The organism is Nocardia implantans, from assembly GCF_035544775.1.
In the GTDB taxonomy this organism is placed as follows: Bacteria; Actinomycetota; Actinomycetes; order Mycobacteriales; family Mycobacteriaceae; genus Nocardia; species Nocardia implantans.
This window is the reverse complement of sequence record NZ_JAYKYQ010000022.1, coordinates 26,392-46,888: the sequence shown is the minus strand read 5'-3', so window position 1 is coordinate 46,888 and position 20,497 is coordinate 26,392. Positions and strand designations below refer to the sequence as shown.

Annotated in this window: 21 protein-coding genes; 13 read left to right on the top strand and 8 right to left on the bottom strand. The window is 69.9% G+C overall.

The window, feature by feature from the left end; all coding sequences use genetic code 11:
- Positions 1-8: 8 nt before the first annotated feature.
- The 3 genes from U3653_RS32565 to U3653_RS32555 form a co-directional block, all read right to left on the bottom strand.
- A complete protein-coding gene (locus U3653_RS32565; protein WP_323124148.1) occupies positions 9-719 on the bottom strand; it encodes a nucleoside/nucleotide kinase family protein in 711 nt (236 codons plus the stop codon).
- A gap of 260 nt (positions 720-979) precedes the next feature.
- Positions 980-2,599, bottom strand: coding sequence for an acyl-CoA dehydrogenase family protein (locus U3653_RS32560; RefSeq protein WP_195078359.1), 1,620 nt, complete (start codon positions 2,597-2,599; stop codon positions 980-982).
- The gene (locus U3653_RS32555) at positions 2,586-3,230 is read right to left on the bottom strand and encodes a TetR/AcrR family transcriptional regulator (RefSeq protein WP_195078358.1); all 645 of its coding nucleotides are present in this window, start codon (positions 3,228-3,230) and stop codon (positions 2,586-2,588) included. The genes U3653_RS32560 and U3653_RS32555 overlap by 14 nt, the downstream gene beginning before the upstream one ends.
- A gap of 65 nt (positions 3,231-3,295) precedes the next feature.
- On the opposite strand from U3653_RS32555, the gene U3653_RS32550 reads away from it, so the two are divergent.
- The 3 genes from U3653_RS32550 to U3653_RS32540 all read left to right on the top strand — a co-directional run bounded on the left by U3653_RS32550 (position 3,296) and on the right by U3653_RS32540 (position 6,454).
- A complete protein-coding gene (locus tag U3653_RS32550) occupies positions 3,296-4,057 on the top strand; it encodes a crotonase/enoyl-CoA hydratase family protein (RefSeq protein ID WP_195078357.1) in 762 nt (253 codons plus the stop codon).
- Between the two features lie 5 nt (positions 4,058-4,062).
- Complete coding sequence (locus U3653_RS32545) at positions 4,063-5,304, top strand: hypothetical protein (RefSeq protein WP_195078356.1); 1,242 nt, start codon at positions 4,063-4,065, stop codon at positions 5,302-5,304.
- A 301-nt stretch (positions 5,305-5,605) separates the two neighbouring features.
- Positions 5,606-6,454: an MspA family porin gene (locus U3653_RS32540; RefSeq protein ID WP_323124147.1), complete on the top strand. Its 849-nt coding sequence runs from the start codon at positions 5,606-5,608 to the stop codon at positions 6,452-6,454.
- A 94-nt stretch (positions 6,455-6,548) separates the two neighbouring features.
- On the opposite strand, the gene U3653_RS32535 is transcribed toward U3653_RS32540, so the two are convergent.
- Positions 6,549-7,229, bottom strand: coding sequence for a pyridoxamine 5'-phosphate oxidase family protein (locus U3653_RS32535; RefSeq protein WP_195078354.1), 681 nt, complete (start codon positions 7,227-7,229; stop codon positions 6,549-6,551).
- An 80-nt stretch (positions 7,230-7,309) separates the two neighbouring features.
- Here U3653_RS32535 and pdxR point away from each other — a divergent pair, with 80 nt between their 5' ends.
- From pdxR to U3653_RS32515, 4 genes are all read left to right on the top strand, one after another.
- Entirely contained in the window at positions 7,310-8,680 is a 1,371-nt protein-coding gene (gene pdxR, locus U3653_RS32530; protein WP_195078353.1) for a MocR-like pyridoxine biosynthesis transcription factor PdxR, read from the top strand.
- Positions 8,681-8,838: 158 nt separating this feature from the next.
- Positions 8,839-9,084, top strand: coding sequence for a DUF2630 family protein (locus tag U3653_RS32525; protein WP_067795516.1), 246 nt, complete (start codon positions 8,839-8,841; stop codon positions 9,082-9,084).
- 8 nt (positions 9,085-9,092) lie between these two features.
- Positions 9,093-10,529 carry a dihydrolipoyl dehydrogenase family protein gene (locus tag U3653_RS32520; protein WP_195078352.1) on the top strand — a complete coding sequence of 479 codons (1,437 nt, stop codon included), beginning with the start codon at positions 9,093-9,095 and terminating at the stop codon, positions 10,527-10,529.
- Positions 10,530-10,542: 13 nt separating this feature from the next.
- Positions 10,543-12,051, top strand: a complete 1,509-nt coding sequence (locus tag U3653_RS32515) for a carboxylesterase/lipase family protein (RefSeq protein WP_195078351.1) — start codon at positions 10,543-10,545, stop codon at positions 12,049-12,051.
- A 9-nt stretch (positions 12,052-12,060) separates the two neighbouring features.
- Here U3653_RS32515 and U3653_RS32510 read toward each other — a convergent pair whose 3' ends face one another.
- Positions 12,061-12,930, bottom strand: a complete 870-nt coding sequence (locus U3653_RS32510) for an Fpg/Nei family DNA glycosylase (protein WP_067795522.1) — start codon at positions 12,928-12,930, stop codon at positions 12,061-12,063.
- Positions 12,931-12,990: 60 nt separating this feature from the next.
- Positions 12,991-13,734 carry a precorrin-6A synthase (deacetylating) gene (gene cobF, locus U3653_RS32505; protein ID WP_195078350.1) on the bottom strand — a complete coding sequence of 248 codons (744 nt, stop codon included), beginning with the start codon at positions 13,732-13,734 and terminating at the stop codon, positions 12,991-12,993.
- Positions 13,735-13,831: 97 nt separating this feature from the next.
- On the opposite strand from cobF, the gene U3653_RS32500 reads away from it, so the two are divergent.
- From U3653_RS32500 to U3653_RS32475, 6 genes are all read left to right on the top strand, one after another.
- Positions 13,832-14,659, top strand: a complete 828-nt coding sequence (locus tag U3653_RS32500; protein ID WP_323124146.1) for a thymidylate synthase — start codon at positions 13,832-13,834, stop codon at positions 14,657-14,659.
- Entirely contained in the window at positions 14,656-15,156 is a 501-nt protein-coding gene (locus U3653_RS32495; protein ID WP_195078348.1) for a dihydrofolate reductase, read from the top strand. The genes U3653_RS32500 and U3653_RS32495 overlap by 4 nt, the downstream gene beginning before the upstream one ends.
- Before the next feature lie 184 nt (positions 15,157-15,340).
- Positions 15,341-15,667: a cupin domain-containing protein gene (locus tag U3653_RS32490; RefSeq protein ID WP_067795535.1), complete on the top strand. Its 327-nt coding sequence runs from the start codon at positions 15,341-15,343 to the stop codon at positions 15,665-15,667.
- Between the two features lie 58 nt (positions 15,668-15,725).
- A complete protein-coding gene (locus U3653_RS32485; RefSeq protein ID WP_195078347.1) occupies positions 15,726-16,778 on the top strand; it encodes a Dyp-type peroxidase in 1,053 nt (350 codons plus the stop codon).
- Positions 16,775-17,575 carry a family 1 encapsulin nanocompartment shell protein gene (locus U3653_RS32480; protein WP_195078346.1) on the top strand — a complete coding sequence of 267 codons (801 nt, stop codon included), beginning with the start codon at positions 16,775-16,777 and terminating at the stop codon, positions 17,573-17,575. Before U3653_RS32485 ends, U3653_RS32480 begins: the two co-directional genes overlap by 4 nt.
- A 93-nt stretch (positions 17,576-17,668) precedes the next feature.
- Complete coding sequence (locus U3653_RS32475; protein WP_067795546.1) at positions 17,669-18,199, top strand: hypothetical protein; 531 nt, start codon at positions 17,669-17,671, stop codon at positions 18,197-18,199.
- 22 nt (positions 18,200-18,221) lie between these two features.
- Here the strand turns inward: U3653_RS32475 and U3653_RS32470 are convergent, their stop codons facing one another.
- Entirely contained in the window at positions 18,222-18,794 is a 573-nt protein-coding gene (locus tag U3653_RS32470) for a GNAT family N-acetyltransferase (RefSeq protein WP_195078345.1), read from the bottom strand.
- Positions 18,791-20,158 (bottom strand): helix-turn-helix domain-containing protein, encoded by a 1,368-nt coding sequence (locus U3653_RS32465; protein ID WP_494338313.1) that lies wholly within the window; start codon positions 20,156-20,158, stop codon positions 18,791-18,793. Before U3653_RS32465 ends, U3653_RS32470 begins: the two co-directional genes overlap by 4 nt.
- Positions 20,159-20,497 lie beyond the last annotated feature (339 nt).

Here is a 20,497-nt window from a genome sequence, read left to right as displayed (position 1 = left end):
TGCGCACGCTAAGAGCTGCTCGGATCGGCGGCCGAGGGCGGGACGGCCACCGTGTGGCTTCCCGCATTCCAGCGCAGCACGAGGTCGGCGCGCTGCCTGGTGGCAGCGACGAGATCGGCGTTGCGCAAGTCGCTGTTGTGCACTTTGTCGTGCGCCAGCGCGGGCGTGCGGCCACCGCGAATGTGGCGGTGCAGCAGGCGCTTCCCGAGCACCTCGCGCGCGGCGTCGAGATACCAGCATTCGTCCAGCAGCGGGCGGACCACCGACCACCGCCGCGTGCCGAAGTCGTCGAGCAGTAGATAGTTGCCTTCGGTGAGGACGATGGACTGCCGGTCGAACACCACTCCCCCGGGCACCGGGGCATCGATGGACCGGTCGAAGGTGGGCCACGGCACCGGCTCGCCCACCGGGGTAGCGCGCAGGCGGCGCAGCCCCGAGACGTAACCGTCGACGTCGAAGGTGTCCGGCTCGCCTTTGCGCGCGAGGCTTTCGGTCGCCCGCAGGACGTCGTTGCTCAGGTGGTAGCCGTCCATGGGTGCGATTTCGGCGACCGCGTCGCCCGCCGCGAGGTTGATCGCGTCCCGCAGCGCGACCGACAACGTGGATTTACCCGCCCCGGGCGGCCCCGCGATGCCGAGCAGATACCTCCCCCGCGCGGCCCGGTCCAGCACCCGCCGGACCAGCCAGCTCAACGGTCTGTCGACGAACTCCGCTGCCACCGCCGTCACACTACCGCCGCCTCATGGCTGCCCGCGATCCATCGTCGTCGCAGCTGGTCGGGGTCGCGCTGGTGATGCTGATCCCCGTCCACAGCGCCGACGGCGCCGGGGAGCACTGCGTCTACGGCGCACGTTCCCCCTGCTCCACCACACGTTCACCTGGCTCGACACCCGCTGAGGGCGCGGCGCCGGGTCTCTTTATCCTGGATGTCTCGCCTCCGGGGACCGCCGCACCTGAACCGGTCCCCGGTAGCTCGAACTCAGACGAACGCACGCTCGATGATCGCGCCGGTGTCGACGCCGGTGGGCAGGGTGCCGTACGCGATGCCCCAGTCGTCGCCGAGCCGGGTGGCGCAGAACGCGTCGGCGACGGCGGGGTGTCCGTGCCGGACCAGTTGCGCGCCTTGCAGCACCAGCGCCATCAGCTCGACGACCCGCCGTGCGCGGTATTCGATGTCGTTGAGATCCGACAGTTCCTTGCCGACCCGGGCGATCGCGTCGTCCAGGCGCGGGTTCTCCCCCTTGGCGAGCGACACTTCGTTGAAGTACGCCTCGACCGTCTCCGGCTGCCGCCCCATGGCGCGCAGCGCGTCCAGCGCGGCGACGTTGCCCGAGCCCTCCCAGATGGACATCAGCGGCGCTTCCCGGTACAGCCGCGGCATTCCGGACTCCTCGGCGTATCCGTTGCCGCCGAAGCATTCCAGCGCCTCGGCCGCGTGCGCGGGCGCGCGCTTGCACACCCAGTACTTCGTCACGGCGAGCGCGATGCGCCGCAGCGCCGCCTCGGCCGGATCGCGGCCCGCGCGATCGGTGGCCCCGGCCAGCCGCATCATCACGGTGGTCGCGGCGTCGGACTCGATCACCAGATCGGCCAGCACGTTGCGCATGGCGGGCTGGTCGATCAGCTCGGCGCCGAAGGCTTTCCGGTGCCGTGCGTGGTGCACCGCGTACACCGCGCCGGCCCGCATGCCGGTCGCGGAGCCGATCACGCAGTCCAGCCTGGTCATGTTCACCATCTCGATGATGGTCTTGACGCCCGCGCCCTCGGCGCCGACCAGCCAGCCCGTGGCGTTCTCGTACTCGATCTCGGAGGAGGCGTTGGACTTGTTGCCCAGCTTGTCCTTCAGCCGCTGGATGCGGATGGGGTTGCGGGCGCCGTCGGGCAGCACGCGGGGCAGCAGGAAACAGGACAGGCCGCCGGGCGCCTGGGCCAGTGTGAGGAACATGTCCGACATCGGCGCGGAGGTGAACCACTTGTGGCCGACGATCCGGTAGGAGCCGTCCGGCTGCGGCGTCGCGGTGGTCGTGTTGGCGCGCACGTCCGAGCCGCCCTGCTTCTCGGTCATCGACATGCCCGCGATGAGCCCGGCCTTGGCGGACGGTTCGCGCAGCCCGAATTCGTAGACGCGCGAGCCCAGCAGCGGTTCGTATTTCGCCGCCAGTTCCCGGTTGTGCCGCAGCGCGGGGACCACCGCGTAGGTCATCGAGATGGGGCACATGTGGCCCGCGTCGGCGGTGCCCCAGGTGTAGAACTTCGCCGCGCGCGCCACGTGCGCGCCGGGCCGGTCCTCCAGCCACGGAGCGCCGTGCAGGCCGTGCTCGACGGCGACGCGCATCAGGTCGTGCCAGTGCGGGTGGAACTCGACCTCATCGATGCGGTGGCCGTAGCGGTCGTGGGTGCGCAGCACCGGCGGGTATTCGTTGGCCAGCCTGCCCCACTCCTGCGCTTGCGCGCCGCCCGCGAGCGCGCCGAGTTCCCGCACTTCGGCTTCGGCCCAGCCCGCCCCTTCGCGGTGCAGGCCCTCCAGCAGGGCCGGATTGCGCGAGACGTCGAAGGGCACGATGTCGGGCACCTGGTTGAAGACTTCATGCGTCTGCATCTGACACTCCTGATTCCTGCCGGGCGTCACCCGGGTTGTCGCGCAGGCCGAGCGCGCGGATCGCGAAAGCGGTGAGTTCGGGGACGACGGCTTCGCCGTGCGGCGCGTCGGCGAGCGGGCCGACCAGCACCTCGCCGATCGCCCCGACCAGCGCGGCGGCGCTGATCCTCGGGTCCTGCGGTGGGAGTTCGCCCCGCGCGATGCCTTCGGCCACCGCCGATTCGAACGTTTCGGCGAACGCGCGGCGGAAGCGCAGGCGTTCGCTGTCCACGGCCGCGTCGACGGGCTCGGCGAGCAGCACGTAGGCCAGGTTCGGGTTCTTCAGAGCGCGGCCGGCGAAGGTCTCCACCGCCGCGGTGACCCGCTCGACGGCCGTTCCCCGCGCGCCCGCCGCGGCCACGGCGGCGACCTCGCGGGCGACCACTTTCCGGAACACCGCGCGCACCAAGGCGGCTTTGCCGTCGAAGTTCTTGTAGACGGTGCCGGTAGCCAAGCCCGCCTCGGCCGCGACCGCAGCCATGGACAGCGCCGCGTAGCCGCCGCGGGAGAGCACCTTGGTCGCGGCCTGCACGATCAGCCCCGCCTGAGCGTCCAGGCGGGCCTGCACGGCGGGTGTTCTCCGGTAGGCCACCCAAGAAGTGAAGCATGAATTCATTTCTTCACACAAGAGGGCTTTTACGGCGTATGTTCGAGCGCGTGACGGTACTCATCGAACGCAACGGCCCCGTGACGACCGTGATCCTGCACCGGCCCGAAGCACGCAACGCTGTGGACGGGCCGACCGCCGCCGCGCTGGCCGACGCCTTCCGTGAGTTCGACGCCGACCCCGAGGCCGCGGTCGCGGTGCTGTGGGGCGACGGCGGCACGTTCTGCGCGGGCGCCGACCTGAAGGCACTCGGTACCGAGCGCTCCAACCGCGCCGCCGAGGACGGGGACGGCCCGATGGGACCGACCAGGATGCGGCTGTCCAAGCCGGTGATCGCCGCGGTCTCCGGCTTCGCGGTGGCCGGAGGGCTCGAGCTCGCGCTGTGGTGCGACCTGCGCGTGGCCGAACAGGACAGCACCTTCGGCGTCTTCTGCCGCCGCTGGGGCGTCCCGCTGATCGATGGCGGCACCGTGCGGCTTCCGCAGATCATCGGCACGGGCCGCGCGATGGACCTGATCCTCACCGGACGCGCGGTCGACGCGGAGGAGGCGTTGCGGATCGGGTTGGTCAATCGCGTGGTGCCCAGTGGTGAAGGCCGCCGCGCCGCGGAGGCGCTGGCCGCGGAACTGGCCGCGCTGCCGCAGACCTGCCTGCGCTCGGATCGCATGTCGTTGCTCGAGCAGGAGGGGATGACGGAAGAGTCCGCGCTGCGCAACGAATTCCGTCACGGTCTGACCGCACTGGCCGACGGCGCGCTGGACGGCGCGCAGCGGTTCGCCGCGGGCGCGGGCCGGCACGGCACTCGCGCCTGAGGCCCATGCGCCGGCTGAGCGTCGTCGACGAGATCTTCCTGCGCAGTCACCGTGGGCTCGGCACGCCGATCGCGTTGCAGGGCCTGTGGCGGACGGCCGACCGGGTGGACCCAGCGCTGCTGACGCGGGTGCACGAGGCACTGCGGTCGGGGCCGTTGGGTCGCAGAGTCGTTCGCCCCCGAGTGCCCGGCGCGCGCCGAGCCTGGCGACCGAACGTGCGCGCGTATCCGATCGACCGCGCCGAGGGCATCCTGCCGGTGGCGGAGCTGCTCGACTGGGCCGACGCGCAGGGCGCCGGGCTCGATCCGGAATACGGCCCGGGCTGGCGGCTTTCCACCGCCGCCCTGGACGACGGCGGTTCGATCGTCTCCCTCACCTGCTCGCATGCGCTGGCCGACGGACGCGCGCTGGTGCTCGCGGTGGACGACGCGCTCGGCGGTGCACGGGTGCGTCCGGCGCGGTTCCCCGCCCGGGAATCGGACTGGGCCGACGCCCGTCGCCAGTGGTCGATCGTGCTGCGCGACACCGCGGCGGCGCTGCGGCACGGGATACCGCGGCGACTCGCCGCGCCGAGCCGGGACGAGCAGCCGCGCGCGGCGGGCGACGCCACGCGCAGCGCGATCCTGCAATGCCCGGCCGCCGAGTGGGACCGCGTGGCGGCGCGTGACGGCGGGACGGCCAACAGCCTGTTCATCCACCTCGTGGCGACGGTGCTGCGGGACAGCGGGTTCCGCGGCGAGACGATCGAAGCCAGCCTGCCCGTCGACACCCGCGACGAACCCCGCGTCGACAACGATCTCGCCATGACGCGCATCGCGATCACCCGCTGCGACACCCCGGCGACCATCCGGGCGCTGGCTCGCTCCGCCTACGAGCACCGCATGTCCGCGCCGGGCGGCATGCCCGAAGAACTGCTCCAGGTGATCCCGGACCGCTGGGCCTACGCGCTGTCCAAGGGCGCTGGCGAACGAGACATCCTGTGCTCCAACATCGGGACGCTCCCCGCCTCGCTGCTCGAACTCGGCCCGCACCGCTGCACCGGCGTCGCCGCCCGCGCCATCCATCCCGGGCTCACCACCGCGCGACTGCCCCGCACCCGTCTGTCGGGTTACCTGTGCCGCATCGGGCACGACTACGTGCTGAGCCTGGTCTCCCTGGACCCGAAGCGAATCGAGTCCGCTGATGCGTTGCGCCGGCTGGCGGTGCGCGCGGTACGTTCCGTGGGTCTGCACGCCGATCCGTGGTGAGTCCCGCGGACGCGCACGCCGATGCGCCCCGGTCGCCCCCTGGGCTCACCTCGCCGGGCCGCGGGTATACCCACAGGCGTGCAGCCGATCGCGGCGGGTTCGCGCGACACGCGCAATATTTCGGCGAACAGCCGGGAAATTCGGTGACCTGGTATGAAAATCCGATAGTTTCGCTCGCCCCGCACCGGTGATCAGGACGAATGCCGACGACGACCGCGATCAGTCGCGTCGGCCGACTCGCCGTGTGGCGTGATCAGCTGCGTCGGCCACACCTGCCGATAAAGTCTGCGGCGTACGCCGAATGAAGCCCGTGCCTGCCCCATTCGCCGTGCAAGTCCGTTTCGCGCAGGAAGTTCCGATTCCATCGATACTCGACTGGAGCATGATGAACCGAAAGCATTCGCGCACTCTCGCCGCGCTCATCGCGGTGGCCATGGCCGCTACGGGCGCTTTCGCTGTTTCTGATTCCGTGGCCGGCGCCGCGCCAGGAGAGATCAATGCCGGAGGGCTGCATCTGGTCGCGTCGGCGAACGCCAACAACGTCGCGCCCGCGGGCGACATCGCGCCGGGAGTCCCGTTCGTACACGCGGCGAGAGTGTCCGGCGATTTCTCGGTGACGCTCGACGGCCCCACGGCGCTGCGCGGCGGAGAAATCGCCATCGGTTATCTGGTCGGCTGCGCGGTCGACATCTCCAACGGCATCTCGATCGGCATCTCACCCAGCGTCGGAATCAACGCCGGGATCGCGCCCTCCTTCGGACTGGAGGGATCGCTCACCTTCGACGCGCCCTCCCTGGAGATGAATATGCCCGACAAGCAGATGATGATGCCCTCCCTGCAACTGATCGCGCCGCCGAGCATCTCCGTCGGCGCCGCCGTCGCCATCCAGCCCAGCATCGGCGTCGAGGCGGGCGTCGCCGGCGAACTCGCGGTGAATCTCGCCCCCGGTTCGGTCACGGCGGCGGTGATCGGCGCGGCGGAACTCGACGGGGAATCCGAATTCCCTTACACGTTTGCACACACCAATACCCCGTTGAATATCAGCGGCTGCCTTTCCCCGGCCTCGGCCATGCCTTTCGTCACCGTACGGGCCGATTCGAGAAAGACCACAGCGCAAACGACGGGTTACGGCGCAGCGTTCTGGTTCTGACCGGCGCGCCACGCCCGCTCGGACGGGCGCGAAGCCTCCGGCGACCGTGCGGAACAGCGCGCCTGTCGCCGGACTTCCCCGTGTGCCGTAGTCGTCACCGGGCGGGGACCGCGCGCTCCAGAACGTCCGCGGGGACCGAGACGCCGGGGTCGAGGTCCGCGGAGTCGATCGGGGTTTCCCAGATCTGGCGCAGCGGAAGGACCCCCGCCCACACACCCCCGTTGTCGATGTCCGACGGGTCGTCCTTCGGCCCGCCTGCGCGGACCTTCACCGACGCCTCGAGAAGATCGAGGGCGAGCACCTTCGTGGCGGCGAGTTCCTTCTTGCTCGGAGACCGCACGCGCGACCACGCGCCGGGCGCGGCGTGTTCGACGATCACCCGCAGCCCGTGCAGGCGTTCGTCGTGCTCGGTCACCTCCCGCGCGCGGCCGAGCACGACCGCGGAGCGGTAGTTCATCGAGAAGTGCATGGCCGAACGCGCGTAGACCACGCCGTCCACCAAGGTCACCGCCACCGAGATGTCGGCGGCGAGCGCCGCGCGCAGGTTCCCGGCGCCGGTGGAGCCGTGCAGGTACAGCGTGTCGCCGTCCCGGCCGTAGGCGGTGGGCAGCACGACCGGCGTGCCGCCGAGCAGCACACCCAGGTGGCAGATCAGCCCGGCGTCGAGCACCGCGTCCAAGTCGGCGCGATCGGTGCTGGCGCGGTCGGTCAACCGGGTCGGCGTGCTGCGCGGCGTCGGCGAGAGGGGAGCCCGTTGGCTGACTGTTTCGGTCATGCTCCCAGCATCGAGCCGCGAATGGCATTATCAAAGTGCCAATTCGAAGGATTCTCAGCAGTCCACTTCGAGGAGCAGCCGTGCTGGACGACCTCCCCCTCGCCCTCGATCGCGATCTGGCGCAACCGCTGTCGGTGCAGATCGCCGACCAATTGCGCCACGCGGCGACCAGTGGGCCGCTGCGCGGCGGCGACCGGCTGCCGTCCACCCGCGCGCTGGCCGGGCGGCTGGGCGTGAGCCGCACCGTGGTCGCCGCCGCCTACGACCAATTGCACGCGGAGGGCTGGCTGCGCGGCAGACGCGGCTCCGGCACCTACCTGACGACCGCACCGGCCGCCGCGCCCGCGCGTCCGGATTCCGTGCACGACACCGGCGCCACGCCGGAACTGCTGGACCTCGCCCCGGGCGCCCCGTGCGTCGACGCCATCGATCCGGCCGCGTGGCGCCGCGCTTGGCGGGCCGCGGCGGACCACTCGCCGCTCGTGCGCAAAGACCGCGCGGGCGAACCGGAGTTCCGCACGGCCGTCACCGAGCATCTGCTGCGCCACCGCGGGATCGAAGCGGGCAGCGACACCGTCCTGCTCGCTACGGCCGGAACCAGCTCCGCCGTCGGCGAATTGGCCGCCGCGCTGCTGCGGCCCGGCGATGCGGTCGCCATGGAGGACCCGGGCTACCAGCGCGCCGCGGGGGCGTTCGCGGCGGCCGGTCTCGAGGTCGTTCCGGTCCCCGTCGACGCGAACGGTCTGCGCGTCGACCTGCTGCCGCCGCGCATCAAAGCGGTGTATTGCACTCCGGCACATCAGTTTCCGCTCGGCGCGCGGATGCCTGCCGCGCGGCGGGTGGAGCTGGTGGAACACGCGCGCCGCTGCGGGATCTTCGTCATCGAGGACGACTACGACGGCGAACTGCGCTACGACACCGCGCCGCTGCCGCTGCTGGCCACCATGGCTCCGGACGTCGTCGTCCACTTGGGCACGACCAGCAAGATCCTCTCCCCGAGCCTCGGAGTCGGCTGGCTGCTCGCCGCTCCGGAGATCGCCGCTGCGGTGCTCGACCACCGCGAGCGCACCGGCACCGGTCCGAGCCCGGCCGGTCAGCGCGTGCTGGTCGCCTTCGCCGCGCACGGTGATCTGGCCAGGCACCTGCGCAGGCTGCGCCGCGCGCTGCCGCCGCGCCGGGCGCTGGTGGTGACCGAACTGCGGCGCCGCGGCCTCGATGTGCTCGGCGACGACGCGGGGTCGCACGTCGTCGTGCCGGTGGCGTCGGCCGAGGCCGAGCGGCGCGTGATCGCGGCGGGCATCGCGCGCGGCATCGCGCTCGACGGCCTGGCCAGACATCACCTCGGATCCCGCCGGGACCATTTCGGCGTCGCGCTCGGCTACACGGCGCTGCCGTGGCCGGAACTCGCCGCGGCCGTCCCGAGGGCCGCCGCGTGCCTGGCCCGGCCGTAGCATGGTCGGCATGAGCGGTCAGCCCGGAGTCGGCAGCGCGGCGTTGCCGACTCGGGGTCCCGCACATGCCGGAAACGACGGAGCATGAGCGAACAGGCCCGGAGGCGGCGGCGCGGCGTGACCACGCAGGGGCCCGCTCTGGCCGGAAGGGACGAAGCATGAGCGAACAGGACATCTTGGCGCGGATCAAGGACCTGGTCGACCAGGAGCACCAGCTGCGCTCGCAGGCCACCCACGGCGAGCTGGACCCGAAGACCGAACGCCAGCGCCTGGCCGAACTGGAAGTGATGCTGGATCAGGCCTGGGACCTGCTCCGTCATCGCCGTGCGCGGATCGACCAGGGCCAGTCCCCCGAGGCGGCCCAGGCCAATCCGGTGTCGCAGGTCGAGGGTTACCTGCAGTAGGCGCGGCGATGTCGAGCGCACCGACCGACTACGACGTCATCGTGATCGGCGGCGGACCGGCGGGTGAGAACGCCGCCGCCTACGCCGTCGCGGGCAGCGACCGCACGGCCGCCATCGTGGAGCGTGAACTCGTCGGCGGCGAATGTTCCTATTGGGCCTGCGTCCCGAGCAAAGCGCTGTTGCGGCCGGGCCACGTGCTCGCGGCCGCGCGAGCGATGCCGGGGATTTCTGCTACCGGCCTCGACGTCGAGGCGGTGCTGCGGCGCCGGGACGCCTTCGTGCACGACCATGACGATTCCGCGCAGGCCGACTGGGCGCGCGCCAACCGCATCGACATCGTGCGCGGCACCGGACGATTGACCGGCCCGCGTTCGGTGGAGGTCGACGGGCGGCAGTTGCGCGCCCGGCACGCCGTGGTGCTGGCCACCGGCACCACCGCCAATGTGCCCGACGTGCCCGGATTGCGCGCCGCGCTGCCGTGGACTTCCCGCGACGCCACCAATCTGCACGAGGTCCCGCGCCGGGTGGCCGTGGTCGGCGGCGGTGTGGTGGCCAGTGAGGCCGCGACCTGGCTGGCCGCGCTCGGCGCCGAGGTCACCCTGCTGGTGCGCGGCTCCGCGCTGCTGGCCGCGGCCGAGCCTTTCGCGGGCGAGCGGGTGGCGGCGGCGCTGACCGGCGCGGGTGTACGGGTGCGCATGGGCACCGCACCCACCGCCGTCGAACGCCCGGCCGCGAAGGACACCGGCGAAGGCTGGATCCACGGCGGGCCTGTCACGATCCGGTTGCGCGGCCCCGAGGGCGAGTCGGCGCTGGAAGTCGACGAGATCGTGGTCGCGGCCGGACGCGCGCCCGCCGCGAAGGCGCTCGGCCTGGACGCGGTCGGGCTGTCCGATGGTTACGTCGCGGTGGACGATCACCTCACCGCGACCGATGTCGAAGGCCAGTGGCTGTATGTGGTCGGCGACCTCAACCACCGCGCCGCGCTCACGCACATGGGCAAGTACCAGGGCCGGGTGTGCGGCGACGTGATCGCGGCGCGGGCCGAGGGCAAGCCGCTGGACGACCCGCGTTTCGTGGCGAGTTCCGATCACGGCAAGGTGCCGCAGGTGGTGTTCACCGCGCCCGAAGTGGCCTCGGTCGGCTTGACCGAAGCCGCGGCCAAGGACGCGGGGCACGCGGTGGAGACCGTCGAACTCGACATCGAAGTGGCCGGTTCGGCGCTGTCCAGGGACGACTACGCGGGCCACGCGAAACTGGTGATCGATCGCGACACCGACACGCTGCTCGGCGCCACCTTCGTGGGGCCGGACGTGGGCGAGCAACTGCACGCGGCGACGATCGCGGTGGTCGGCCGGGTACCGCTGTCCACCCTCTGGCACGCCGTGCCAGCCTTCCCGGCGGTCAGCGAGTTCTGGTTGCGCCTGTTGGAGGCGCGGCGCGCATAGCTACCATTTGAAAATGGTGGCAACAACGGATATCGCGACCGCCGACGGAGTCGTCCGCGGTCGCCGTGGCCGCCGCGTCTTGCGCTGGCGGTCCATTCCCTACGCGGCTCCTCCGATCGAGGACCTGCGCTTTCGCGCTCCACAACCGGTCGAACCATGGTCCGGTGTACGGGCTGCGACGGACTTCACCTCCGCGGCGATGCAGCACCGCTCCGGAGCGCGGATCGGGCCGCGCGCCTATCAGCCGACCAGCGAGGACGCGCTGACACTCAATGTCACCGCGCCGGCGACGACGGCGTCGAGCCCGCGCCCGGTGCTGGTGTTCATCCACGGCGGCGGCTATCTCATCGGGACCTCCGCGCTCGGGCTGTACTCCGGGGCGCGACTGGCGCTGCGCGGCGACGTGGTGGTGGTCTCGCTGAACTACCGGCTCGGCGCGTTCGGCTACGTCGATTTCAGTGAGTTCGGCACCGACGAAGAACCGTTCCACTCCAACCTCGGCCTGCGTGACCAGCTCGCCGCGTTGGAGTGGGTGCGCACCAATATCGCGGCGTTCGGCGGTGATCCCGACAACGTGACGATCTTCGGCGAATCGGCCGGCGCGCACGCCGTGCTGAGCCTGCTCGCCACACCGGCCGCCAAGGGTCTGTTCCATCGAGCCATCGCCCAGAGCCCGCCCGCCGACTGGGCGGTCACCGCGGAGGAAGCCCGCGGCTTCGCACGCCGCTGTGTGGCCGCGCTGGGCGCGACGCCGGACACCGCGCACACCGCGCTGCGCACCGCGGGGGCCAACGACATCCGCCGCGCGGTCGATCGCACCATCGCACAGGTGGTGCGGGAACACCCGGGCGCCTTTCCGGTCTGCCCGGTCATCGACGGTGAGTTCCTGCCGTTTTCCCCGGTCGACGCGATCGCCGACGGTTCGGCGCACCGGGTGCCGCTGATCATCGGCACCAACCGGGACGAGGGCACGCTGTTCGCCAGGTTCGCCGACGAACTGCCCACCACCGCGGACCGGCTGCGCAAGGCGCTCGGCAACTCCACCGAGGCCGAGTCGAGAATCAGGGCGGCGTACCCCGGCTATCCGCAGCCGAAGGCCGCGGTGCGAGCGGGCGGCGACTACACCTTCTGGCGTCCTTCGCTGACGGTCATGGAGGGACACAGCAAGCACGCGCCGACCTACGCCTACCGCTACGACTTCGCCCCGCGCGCTCTGCAACTGGCCGGGATCGGCGCCACGCACGCTACCGACCTCATCCCGGTGTTCGGCGTGACGGACACCCCGATCGGCCGGGCCTTCACGGCCGCGGGCGGCAGGCGCGGCCTGCGGGCGGTCACCGATCAGTTCCAGGACAACTGGCTGGCTTTCGCCCGCACCGGCGCTCCGCTGCCGTCCTGGCCCACGTACACGGAGGCGCGCAGGTCGACTCTGATCATCGACTACCCCACCCGCGTGGAACACGATCCGGACCGGGCGAAACGACTCGCTTGGCAGGGCGTGCGGGTCCCGACGCTGACCTGAGCCGGGCCGCTACTTCAGCAAGCGCGACATCCGCCGGTCCGCGAGGATCTTGCCGCCGGTCTGACAGGTGGGGCAGTACTGGAAGGACCGTTCGGCGTAGGAGACCTCGCGGACCGTGTCGCCGCAGACCGGGCAGGGTTGCCCGGTCCTGGCGTGTACCCGCATGCCGGAGCGCTTCTCGCCCTTGAGGCGCGCGGCGTCCTGGCCGACGGAACGTCCCACCGCGTCGGTGAGCACCGTGCGCATCGCGGTGTACAGTTCCGCCACCTTGTCGGCCGGGAGGGTTTTGGTGTTCGCGAACGGCGAGATCCGCGCGGTGTGCAGGATCTCGTCGGAGTAGGCATTGCCGACACCGGCCAGCAGCGACTGGTCCACGAGTGCGGTCTTGATCCGCTGCGAGGTGCCGTGCAGGATGTCGGCGAACTGCGCCTCGGTCACCTCCAGCGCGTCGGGGCCGAGGCGCGCGATACCCGGCACCGCCTTCGGGTCCGGCACCACGTAGACCGCCAGCCGCTTCTTCGTGCCCGCCTCGGTGAGGTCGAACGCCGGCGTCGCCCCTTCGGGCGTGAAGAAGTGCACCCGCAACGCCAGCGGGCTCTTGCCGCCCGGTTTGGGCGGCGCCGGGCTCGGTTCGTCGATCCAGCGCAGCCAGCCACCCCGCGACAGGTGCGTGACCAGCCACAACCCGTCGCATTCCAGGCCGAGGAATTTGCCCCAGCGCCCCGCGCCGGTGACGTCTCGGCCGGACAGCGCGGTGACCGGGGGCTCGAACGTCTTGACGGCGCTCAACGCGGCCACGTCGACGCGGCCGACCACGGCGCCGACCGCATGCTCCCGGAGGAACTGAGCCAACGCCTCCACTTCCGGTAGCTCAGGCACGGGGTTCAGACTACCCAGCCCTACCGACAACCTGCCGGTTCTCGTACGGCGGCGGGCGGATCACGCCCCGCGGCGCAGCAGGTAGATGTCCATGATCCAGCCCTTCCGCTCGCGCAACTCGGCGCGGCGCCGGACGATCCGCTCCCCCACCTCGCCCAGCGGCCCTTCGATCAGCGTCTCGTCCGGCATGCCGAGGTAGGCGCCCCACCAGATGTGCACGTCCGGGTCATCGATCGCGGTGAACGAGCAGTCGCCGTCCAACATCACCAGCGCGTTCTCCGCGCCCATACCCTCCTCGCGCAGGCGGCGGCCGGTGGTGATGCGCACCGGTTCGCCGATGCCGTGCAGCACGATCCGGTGCCGTGCGGCCAGAGCCTGCGCGCTGGTGATGCCGGGAACGACCTCGTACTCGAAACGCACCGCGCCGCGAGCGAGTACCCGCTCGACCATCCGCAGCGTGCTGTCGTAGAGCGCGGGATCACCCCAGACCAGGATGCCGCCGACGCCGTCGGCCGCCGCGAACGCCGCTTCCAGCAGCGCCGACCGGCGATCGTGCCAGTCGTCGACCACGTCGACGTAATCCGCAGGCGTGCGGTCCCGCGGCGGGTCGGCGATCGGCACGATCCGGTACGGCCGATCCATGTGCTCGGCCAGGATCGCCGTCCGCACGTCGGCCAGTTCCCGCTTGGCCTCCCCCTTGCCGATGACAAAGAACGTCTCGACCTGCCGCATCGCCTTGACCGCCTGCACGGTGACCTGGTCGGGATCGCCGGCGCCGATGCCGATCACGTAGAGCTTGCGCATGGGCCGAGCTTGCCAGGGCCGCCGCCGTCGGGCCGGGCCGGGGACGCGCCCGAACGGCTCGCGGGCGGTGCGAGGACGACGACTAGAGTTGCCAGACGTGGCTCACGACGCGCTCGATCCGGCATCGGCTCCCGACACCCAGTACGAGGACCTGCTGCGGCTGGTGCTGACGTCCGGCACCAAGAAGGCCGATCGCACCGGCACCGGCACGCGCAGCATCTTCGGCCACCAATTGCGCTACGACCTCGCGGCGGGCTTCCCGCTGATCACCACGAAGAAGGTCCACCTCAAGTCGATCGTCTACGAGTTGCTGTGGTTCCTGCGCGGCGACTCCAATGTCAGCTGGCTGCGCGAGCACGGCGTCTCCATCTGGGACGAATGGGCCGACGCCGACGGCGAACTCGGCCCGGTCTACGGCGTGCAGTGGCGGTCGTGGCCCGCGCCGGACGGCACGCACATCGACCAGATCTCCCAGGTGCTGCACACACTGCGCACCGACCCCGACTCCCGGCGCATCATCGTCTCGGCGTGGAATGTCGCCGAGCTGGACAAGATGGCGCTGGCGCCGTGCCACGCGTTCTTCCAGTTCCACGTGGCCGACGGGAAGCTGTCCTGCCAGCTCTACCAGCGCAGCGCCGACCTGTTCCTCGGCGTGCCGTTCAACATCGCCAGCTACGCCTTGCTGACCCACATGGTGGCCCAGCAGACCGAGCTGATCCCCGGCGACTTCATCTGGACCGGCGGAGACTGCCACATCTACGACAACCACCTCGATCAGGTCACCGAGCAACTCCAGCGCGACCCCTATCCGTTCCCCACGCTGCGGCTGCATCCGGCGCCGACGCTGTTCGACTACCGCTACGAGGACGTGGAGGTGGACGGCTACCGGCACCATCCGGCCATCAAGGCCCCGGTGGCGGTGTGAGCGAGCGGACGGTCGGGCTGATCTGGGCGCAGACCCTGGACGGGGTGATCGGGTCCGGCAACAAGATCCCCTGGCGGCTGCCGGAGGACATGGCCCACTTCAAAGACGTGACCTGGGGACATCCCGTGGTGATGGGCCGCAGAACCTGGGATTCGCTGCCGCCGCGGTTCCGGCCGCTGGCCGGGCGGCGCAACATCGTGGTGACCAGGCAGCCGGACTGGTCGGCCGAAGGCGCCGAGCGGGCGTCGTCGGTGCCGGACGCGCTGGACAGCTGCGCACCGGACGCGGTCTGGGTGGCCGGTGGCGGCGAGATCTACCGGGCGGCGCTCGAGTTCGCGACGGACCTGAGCGTCACCGAGATCGATACCGCGGTCGAGGGCGACGCCTTCGCGCCGCCGATCGGACCGGAGTGGCGATCCGACGACCCGGAGCCGTGGCGCACCTCCACCACCGGGCTGCGCTTCCGCATCCGGCACTACACCCGCCGGTCCGGTTAGCGCGCCACGCCGCGCCGGCCCGCGAACGCCGCCGTCACGGGCGGGGCCGGTGAAACCCGGCCCGCGTCGCGGCGGACTCGGGCATACTCGCGATATGCGGGCGGCCGGACCCGCGTCCGGTCGAACGCCTCGAGCCGTTGCCAGCAGCCCGGCATCGGCTGTGGTGCTCTGCGAAAGGCGGTCCATGGAAAAGAAATCGCTGACTGCGGTAGCGCGCCAGCAACTGAAGCTGGCCGCCCTCGCCACGAGCGGGCGCAGTTCACAGACAATCTATGGCGGCCACACGCACACGCTGCGGCAAACGGTGGTCGGCCTGTCGGCCGGGCACAGTCTGGCCGAACACGACAACACGGGCGAGGCCACTTTGCTGGTGCTCAGCGGCACCCTGGTGTTGCTCAGCGGCGCGAACGAATGGAAAGGCTCCGAGGGCGACCTGATCGTGGTGCCCAAGGCGCGCCACAGCGTCAAGGCGATCGATGACGTGGCGTTCCTGCTGACGGTGGCGATGTAGTTCGCCACGATGCGGGTCGGCACCCCGGCCGCCGCGGCCGGGCATTAGGGTGTCGATCATGGGTGAGCCGCAGCCGATCCTCGAACCGCTCACACCGTCCGCGATCTTCTTGGTCGCCACGATCGACGAGGGTGGCGAAGCGGCGGTCCGCGACCTGCTCGCCGATATCACCGGCTTGCGCCGCTCGGTGGGCTTCCGCCTGCCCGGCGCGAACCTGACCTGCGTCACGTCGATCGGCTCCGACGCGTGGGATCGCCTGTTCGCCGGGCCGAAACCGGCTGAGCTGCATCCGTTCCCCGGTTACGTCGGCGCACGCCACACCGCGCCCGCGACGCCGGGCGACCTGCTGTTCCACATCAAGTCCGAGGTGCAGGACGCCTGTTTCGAGCTGGCGATGGCCATCGGCGACCGGCTGGCGGGCGCGGGGACGATCGTGGACGAGACCGTCGGCTTCCGCTACTTCGAGCAGCGCGACCTGCTCGGTTTCGTGGACGGCACGGAGAACCCGGAGGGCCGCGCGGCTTTCGCGGCGGCGCTGGTCGGCGACGAGGACCCGGAGTTCACCGGCGGCAGCTACGTGATCGTGCAGAAGTACACCCACCCGTTGGAGGACTGGCGCGCGCTGTCGGTGGAAGAGCAGGAGCGCGTCATCGGCCGCACCAAACTGGACGACTTCGAACTCCCCGACGAGGTAAAGCCCGCCGACTCGCACGTCGAGGTCAACACGCTGATCGACCCGGACGGCACCGAACGCCAGATCCTGCGCGGCAACATGCCGTTCGGCAGCGTGCGTGAGGGCGTGTTCGGCACCTACTACATCGCCTACGCGGCCACGCCGAGCGTCACCGAACGCATGCTCACCCGGATGTTCCTCGGCACCGATGAGGCGGCCTACGACCGCATCCTCGATTTCTCCGTCGCCCACACCGGCACGTCGTTCTTCGCACCCACCGTCGATTTCCTCGACGACCTGCCTCCGGCGCCGTGGGAGGCGGCGGATTCCACGGTGTCGGTGGACACCGACGGTCGCACAGATCTGCCCGGCACCGCCGCGCCCGCGGGCGACGGCGCCCTCGGTATCGGCTCGTTGAAAAGGAGCATCAGGTCATGAACAACCTCCATCGCGAACTCGCGCCGATCACCTCCGAGGCGTGGGCCGCCATCGAGGAGGAGGCGACGCGCACGTTCAAGCGGCACATCGCGGGCAGGCGCGTCGTCGACCTGTCCGGCCCGCACGGCGTCGACTACTCCGCGGTGGGCACGGGACACACCACGGCGATCGAGTCGCCGGACGCCGGGGTGTTCGCCCGGCAGCGGGTGGTCGCGCCGCTGGTCGAGCTGCGCGTGCCGTTCACGCTCTCCCGCGAGGAACTCGACGACGTAGAGCGCGGCGCGCAGGACACCGACCTGGACCCGGTGAAGGACGCCGCGAAGAAGATCGCGTTCGCCGAGGACCGGGCGATCTTCGAGGGGTATCCGGCCGCGCACATCACCGGCATCCGCGCCAGCTCGTCCAACGACCCGATCACGCTGCCGAGTGACACCAGGCTGGTGCCGGAGGCGATCGCGCAGGCGTTGAGCGCCCTGCGGCTGGCCGGTGTGGACGGTCCGTACTCGGTGCTGCTCAGCGCCGATCTGTACACCGCCGTCAGCGAGACCTCCGATCACGGCCACATGATCCGCACGCACATCGAGCGCCTGATCCCGGAAGGGGAGATCATCTGGGCGCCCGCCATCGACGGCGCGATCGTGCTCACCACCCGCGGCGGCGACTTCGATCTGCGGATCGGCCAGGATCTGTCCATCGGTTACCTGTCACATGACAGCTCCTCGGTGCAGCTGTACTTCCAGCAGAGCCTGACGTTCCTGGTGTACACCGCCGAGGCGGCGGTCCCGCTCACCCTGTGAGCACCGTTCAGAACTGGGAACGGCCGGGGTGTGTGCGCTCGGCGCGCGAAGCGGTACGGTGGGCCGGATATGCGCCATGAACAGGTAGGTGAGATGACGGCGGTGCGGGCAGGTGTCGTCCCGACGCAGCGTGCCGTGTTCTACAGCGTGCTCGGCATACTGGCGACGGTTATGATCTGCGGCTCGTTCGTCGCCGCGTTCGGGGTGAACCGGGTGTTCACCGGTTTACTGGCCGGAGCCGTCGTCGGTATCGCTGTGCTGGTCGCACTGTTCACTCGCGACGCCGTCGTGCTCACCGATCACGCCATCTACCGGCGCAAGCCGTGGACGGTCTCCCGGATCTCGTGGGATCGGGTGGTAGCCGGGCGCTTCGCGCTGGACGAACGCGACCGGTGGTCGCTGGCGCTCGACCTCTCCGGCGGAGATGAACCGCACGGCGAACTGGTGCTGCTGTCCATCCCCCCGGTGGTCCGCCCGGTTGCGGGAGCCTACGACCTGCGTAAGCGCGATCAGGTTACGGAGATCCGGGCAATCTTGCGGCACAAACGGATTCCGGTGACCGTGCTGCCGCAGATCGCGGGCGCGTTGCAAGAGCACTGGCAGATCGCGCCGCCGACGCACTGAGCCGGATCCTTCGTCTTTCTGCTCAGCGCAACTCGCGGATCAGCACATCGAAACGCGGGGCTTCGGACCAAGATGGGCGCAGCCATCCGACTCTTTCCCAGCCCCAACGCCGATATCGCTGGTAGGCGCGCTCGTTGTCCGCTTCGACGAGCAGTGTCGCGCGCTGTTCGGTTCGGGAACCGAGCAGCTCGTCATGCAGGGCCCGCGCTATGCCCCGCCCGGCATATTCCGCGCACACCATGATCTCGCTGAGGCCGAACGTGCGCCTACCGTCTTCGGCAGTGAACTCTTCGAGGTCGCCACTGTCGAGATGCAATCCCGTCCACCATCGCGCGTTCGGCGGTAACGGCCATCCCCAGATCTGCCCCGCAGGTTCACCGTCGACTCGGGCAAGCACATACGCGAATCCGCTGCCACGAGGGCCGGTGTAGGAATCGAACCGGCGCATGAATTCCGAAGGCGAGTCGAACGGGTCTCCCGAGGCGATGGCATCGACGTATGAACGTCGGTAGACACCCTCGACAATCTCTCTTCGCGCACGTGCTTCGTCAGCGGTGTAGTGCTCGAATTTCAGGCCATCCGGCAAGCCGGTCATGCGGTCACCGCCTTCTGCGCCAGGGAGTCGTACAAGTCGCGGAACTCCGCACCGGCGGGCACTCGATCGACTGCTGTCCGAACCGGCGCGAGGCGGCGTAGTGTGCGTGTCGACGCAATGGCGGACAAGTCCGACAAAGCCGGGTACCCGTGCTCGAGCGCGCCAGTGATATCTCCCAGACGAGCCCTGGTCGCGGCGGACCACGCGCGGACGATTGTGGCGTTACGCATGGCTGCGGGGTGCTCGACCGCAGCCGAGTACATTTCGACAGATCGGCGCAGGTCGCCGATATCTGCATAACCGCGTGCTTCGTGGTCGGCGACCTCCGAGTAGGTCACGAATCGCAGCCATTGCGGAACTTCTTCCAGCGGCTCGGACTGCATGGCCTCATCCAACTCTCGCCATGCGGTCGCGATAGCACGCCCGAAAGCAATTCTGTCACCGAGTATTCCGCACGCCTGCGCCTCACGAACAGCAATCAGAGCATGTATCCGGCCTGGTGGCCGACCGCGCATCAAGGTGCGGGCACGATCAGCGAGTTGGAGTGCCTTGTGGGGGCTTCCTCCTCGATTGGCGCGAGCAAGGGAGCTGGATTGATTCGCCGCAATCAGGCAAGTGTGTGCAATGAGGTCATCGTCGTTCGCCTCGGTGCCGAGAGCCATGGCATCAGCAAAGCACCGGCGCGCAAGAGGGTGCCGGTCCGCGTCATAGGCCAACCACCCGGCGAGCACGGCGAGTTCTCCGGTCGCCTTGGTGAAGGCGCTGCCAGTAGCGGAATCGAATACACCGGTTTGAAGCCGGTCCAGGGCGTGCGCCAGCTTGTCAACGGCGAAACCGACCAGTTGTGCACCGCCTGTGCGCTGATCCTCCTGACCGAGCGCATCGACATCGGCCAACAGCCGTTCGGCATCACTCATGCCGATACTCATGCCGATTCGGTCGGCGCTGTCCGGGACAAGCACCGCGACCGCGCCTACCGCGGCTAGCTTGTTGAACTCACGCCGCTTCACATCGTCCTCGACTTCCCGCACATGCATACCGACCGCACCGTCACCAGCATTGGCCGGTTCGGGCTGGATGGTTTCTGCCCCGCTGAGAACAGGATGCCCTCCGGTTTTCGGTGGTGCACCTGCCAACTGATGCCAGAACCGCTCCCGCTGCGCCGGTTCGAGGCCGTTGTAGATCGTGTCGAGCGCTTCGGCCGACCGCCCTCTGACCGGACGCTCCGCTGTGGTCCTCTGTTCCCACTTCTGCACAGTCGCAGTCTGAAATCCGACCTTCTCGGCGAACTCCTCTTGTGTCATGCGCAAAGCAACCTCGCGCAGCGCTCGGACTTCTTTTCGTGTCCATGTGCTGACGATCAATACCCACCCCTCGCCCGTGCCCTCCAACGGTCCGTACGAGAAGCGTACGACCTCGAGGCGAGTTGTGTGCCTGGGATCACATGCTCAGCACGGACAAGCTGGAAGAGCCCCGTCGCCGGGTCGATGCGATGCCTTGATCGGCTCCCCGGCGGCGGGCGCACACCAAGGCCGAGCAAGCTGACCAAGAGGTCTAACACCGATGGCACACATATCTTTCGGGGACACACCCCGGTCTCGCTGCCACTTCTACCGGCGCGTGTGTGATTTGCCCGCTGTCATCGACCCGCCGGAGCTGGGGCGCATCATCATGCGCGCGTCGTACGTCGGAGCGTTGACCAT

Coding starts and splice junctions, on each gene's coding strand:
- U3653_RS32560 (WP_195078359.1), bottom strand. CDS start 2,599: ATGCAGACGCATGAAGTCTTCAACCAGGTGCCCGACATCGTGCCCTTC.
- U3653_RS32545 (WP_195078356.1), top strand. CDS start 4,063: ATGCGCCGGCTGAGCGTCGTCGACGAGATCTTCCTGCGCAGTCACCGT.
- U3653_RS32540 (WP_323124147.1), top strand. CDS start 5,606: ATGAAGCCCGTGCCTGCCCCATTCGCCGTGCAAGTCCGTTTCGCGCAG.
- U3653_RS32535 (WP_195078354.1), bottom strand. CDS start 7,229: ATGACCGAAACAGTCAGCCAACGGGCTCCCCTCTCGCCGACGCCGCGC.
- U3653_RS32525 (WP_067795516.1), top strand. CDS start 8,839: ATGAGCGAACAGGACATCTTGGCGCGGATCAAGGACCTGGTCGACCAG.
- U3653_RS32520 (WP_195078352.1), top strand. CDS start 9,093: ATGTCGAGCGCACCGACCGACTACGACGTCATCGTGATCGGCGGCGGA.
- U3653_RS32515 (WP_195078351.1), top strand. CDS start 10,543: ATGGTGGCAACAACGGATATCGCGACCGCCGACGGAGTCGTCCGCGGT.
- cobF (WP_195078350.1), bottom strand. CDS start 13,734: ATGCGCAAGCTCTACGTGATCGGCATCGGCGCCGGCGATCCCGACCAG.
- U3653_RS32490 (WP_067795535.1), top strand. CDS start 15,341: ATGGAAAAGAAATCGCTGACTGCGGTAGCGCGCCAGCAACTGAAGCTG.
- U3653_RS32485 (WP_195078347.1), top strand. CDS start 15,726: ATGGGTGAGCCGCAGCCGATCCTCGAACCGCTCACACCGTCCGCGATC.
- U3653_RS32480 (WP_195078346.1), top strand. CDS start 16,775: ATGAACAACCTCCATCGCGAACTCGCGCCGATCACCTCCGAGGCGTGG.
- U3653_RS32475 (WP_067795546.1), top strand. CDS start 17,669: ATGACGGCGGTGCGGGCAGGTGTCGTCCCGACGCAGCGTGCCGTGTTC.
- U3653_RS32470 (WP_195078345.1), bottom strand. CDS start 18,794: ATGACCGGCTTGCCGGATGGCCTGAAATTCGAGCACTACACCGCTGAC.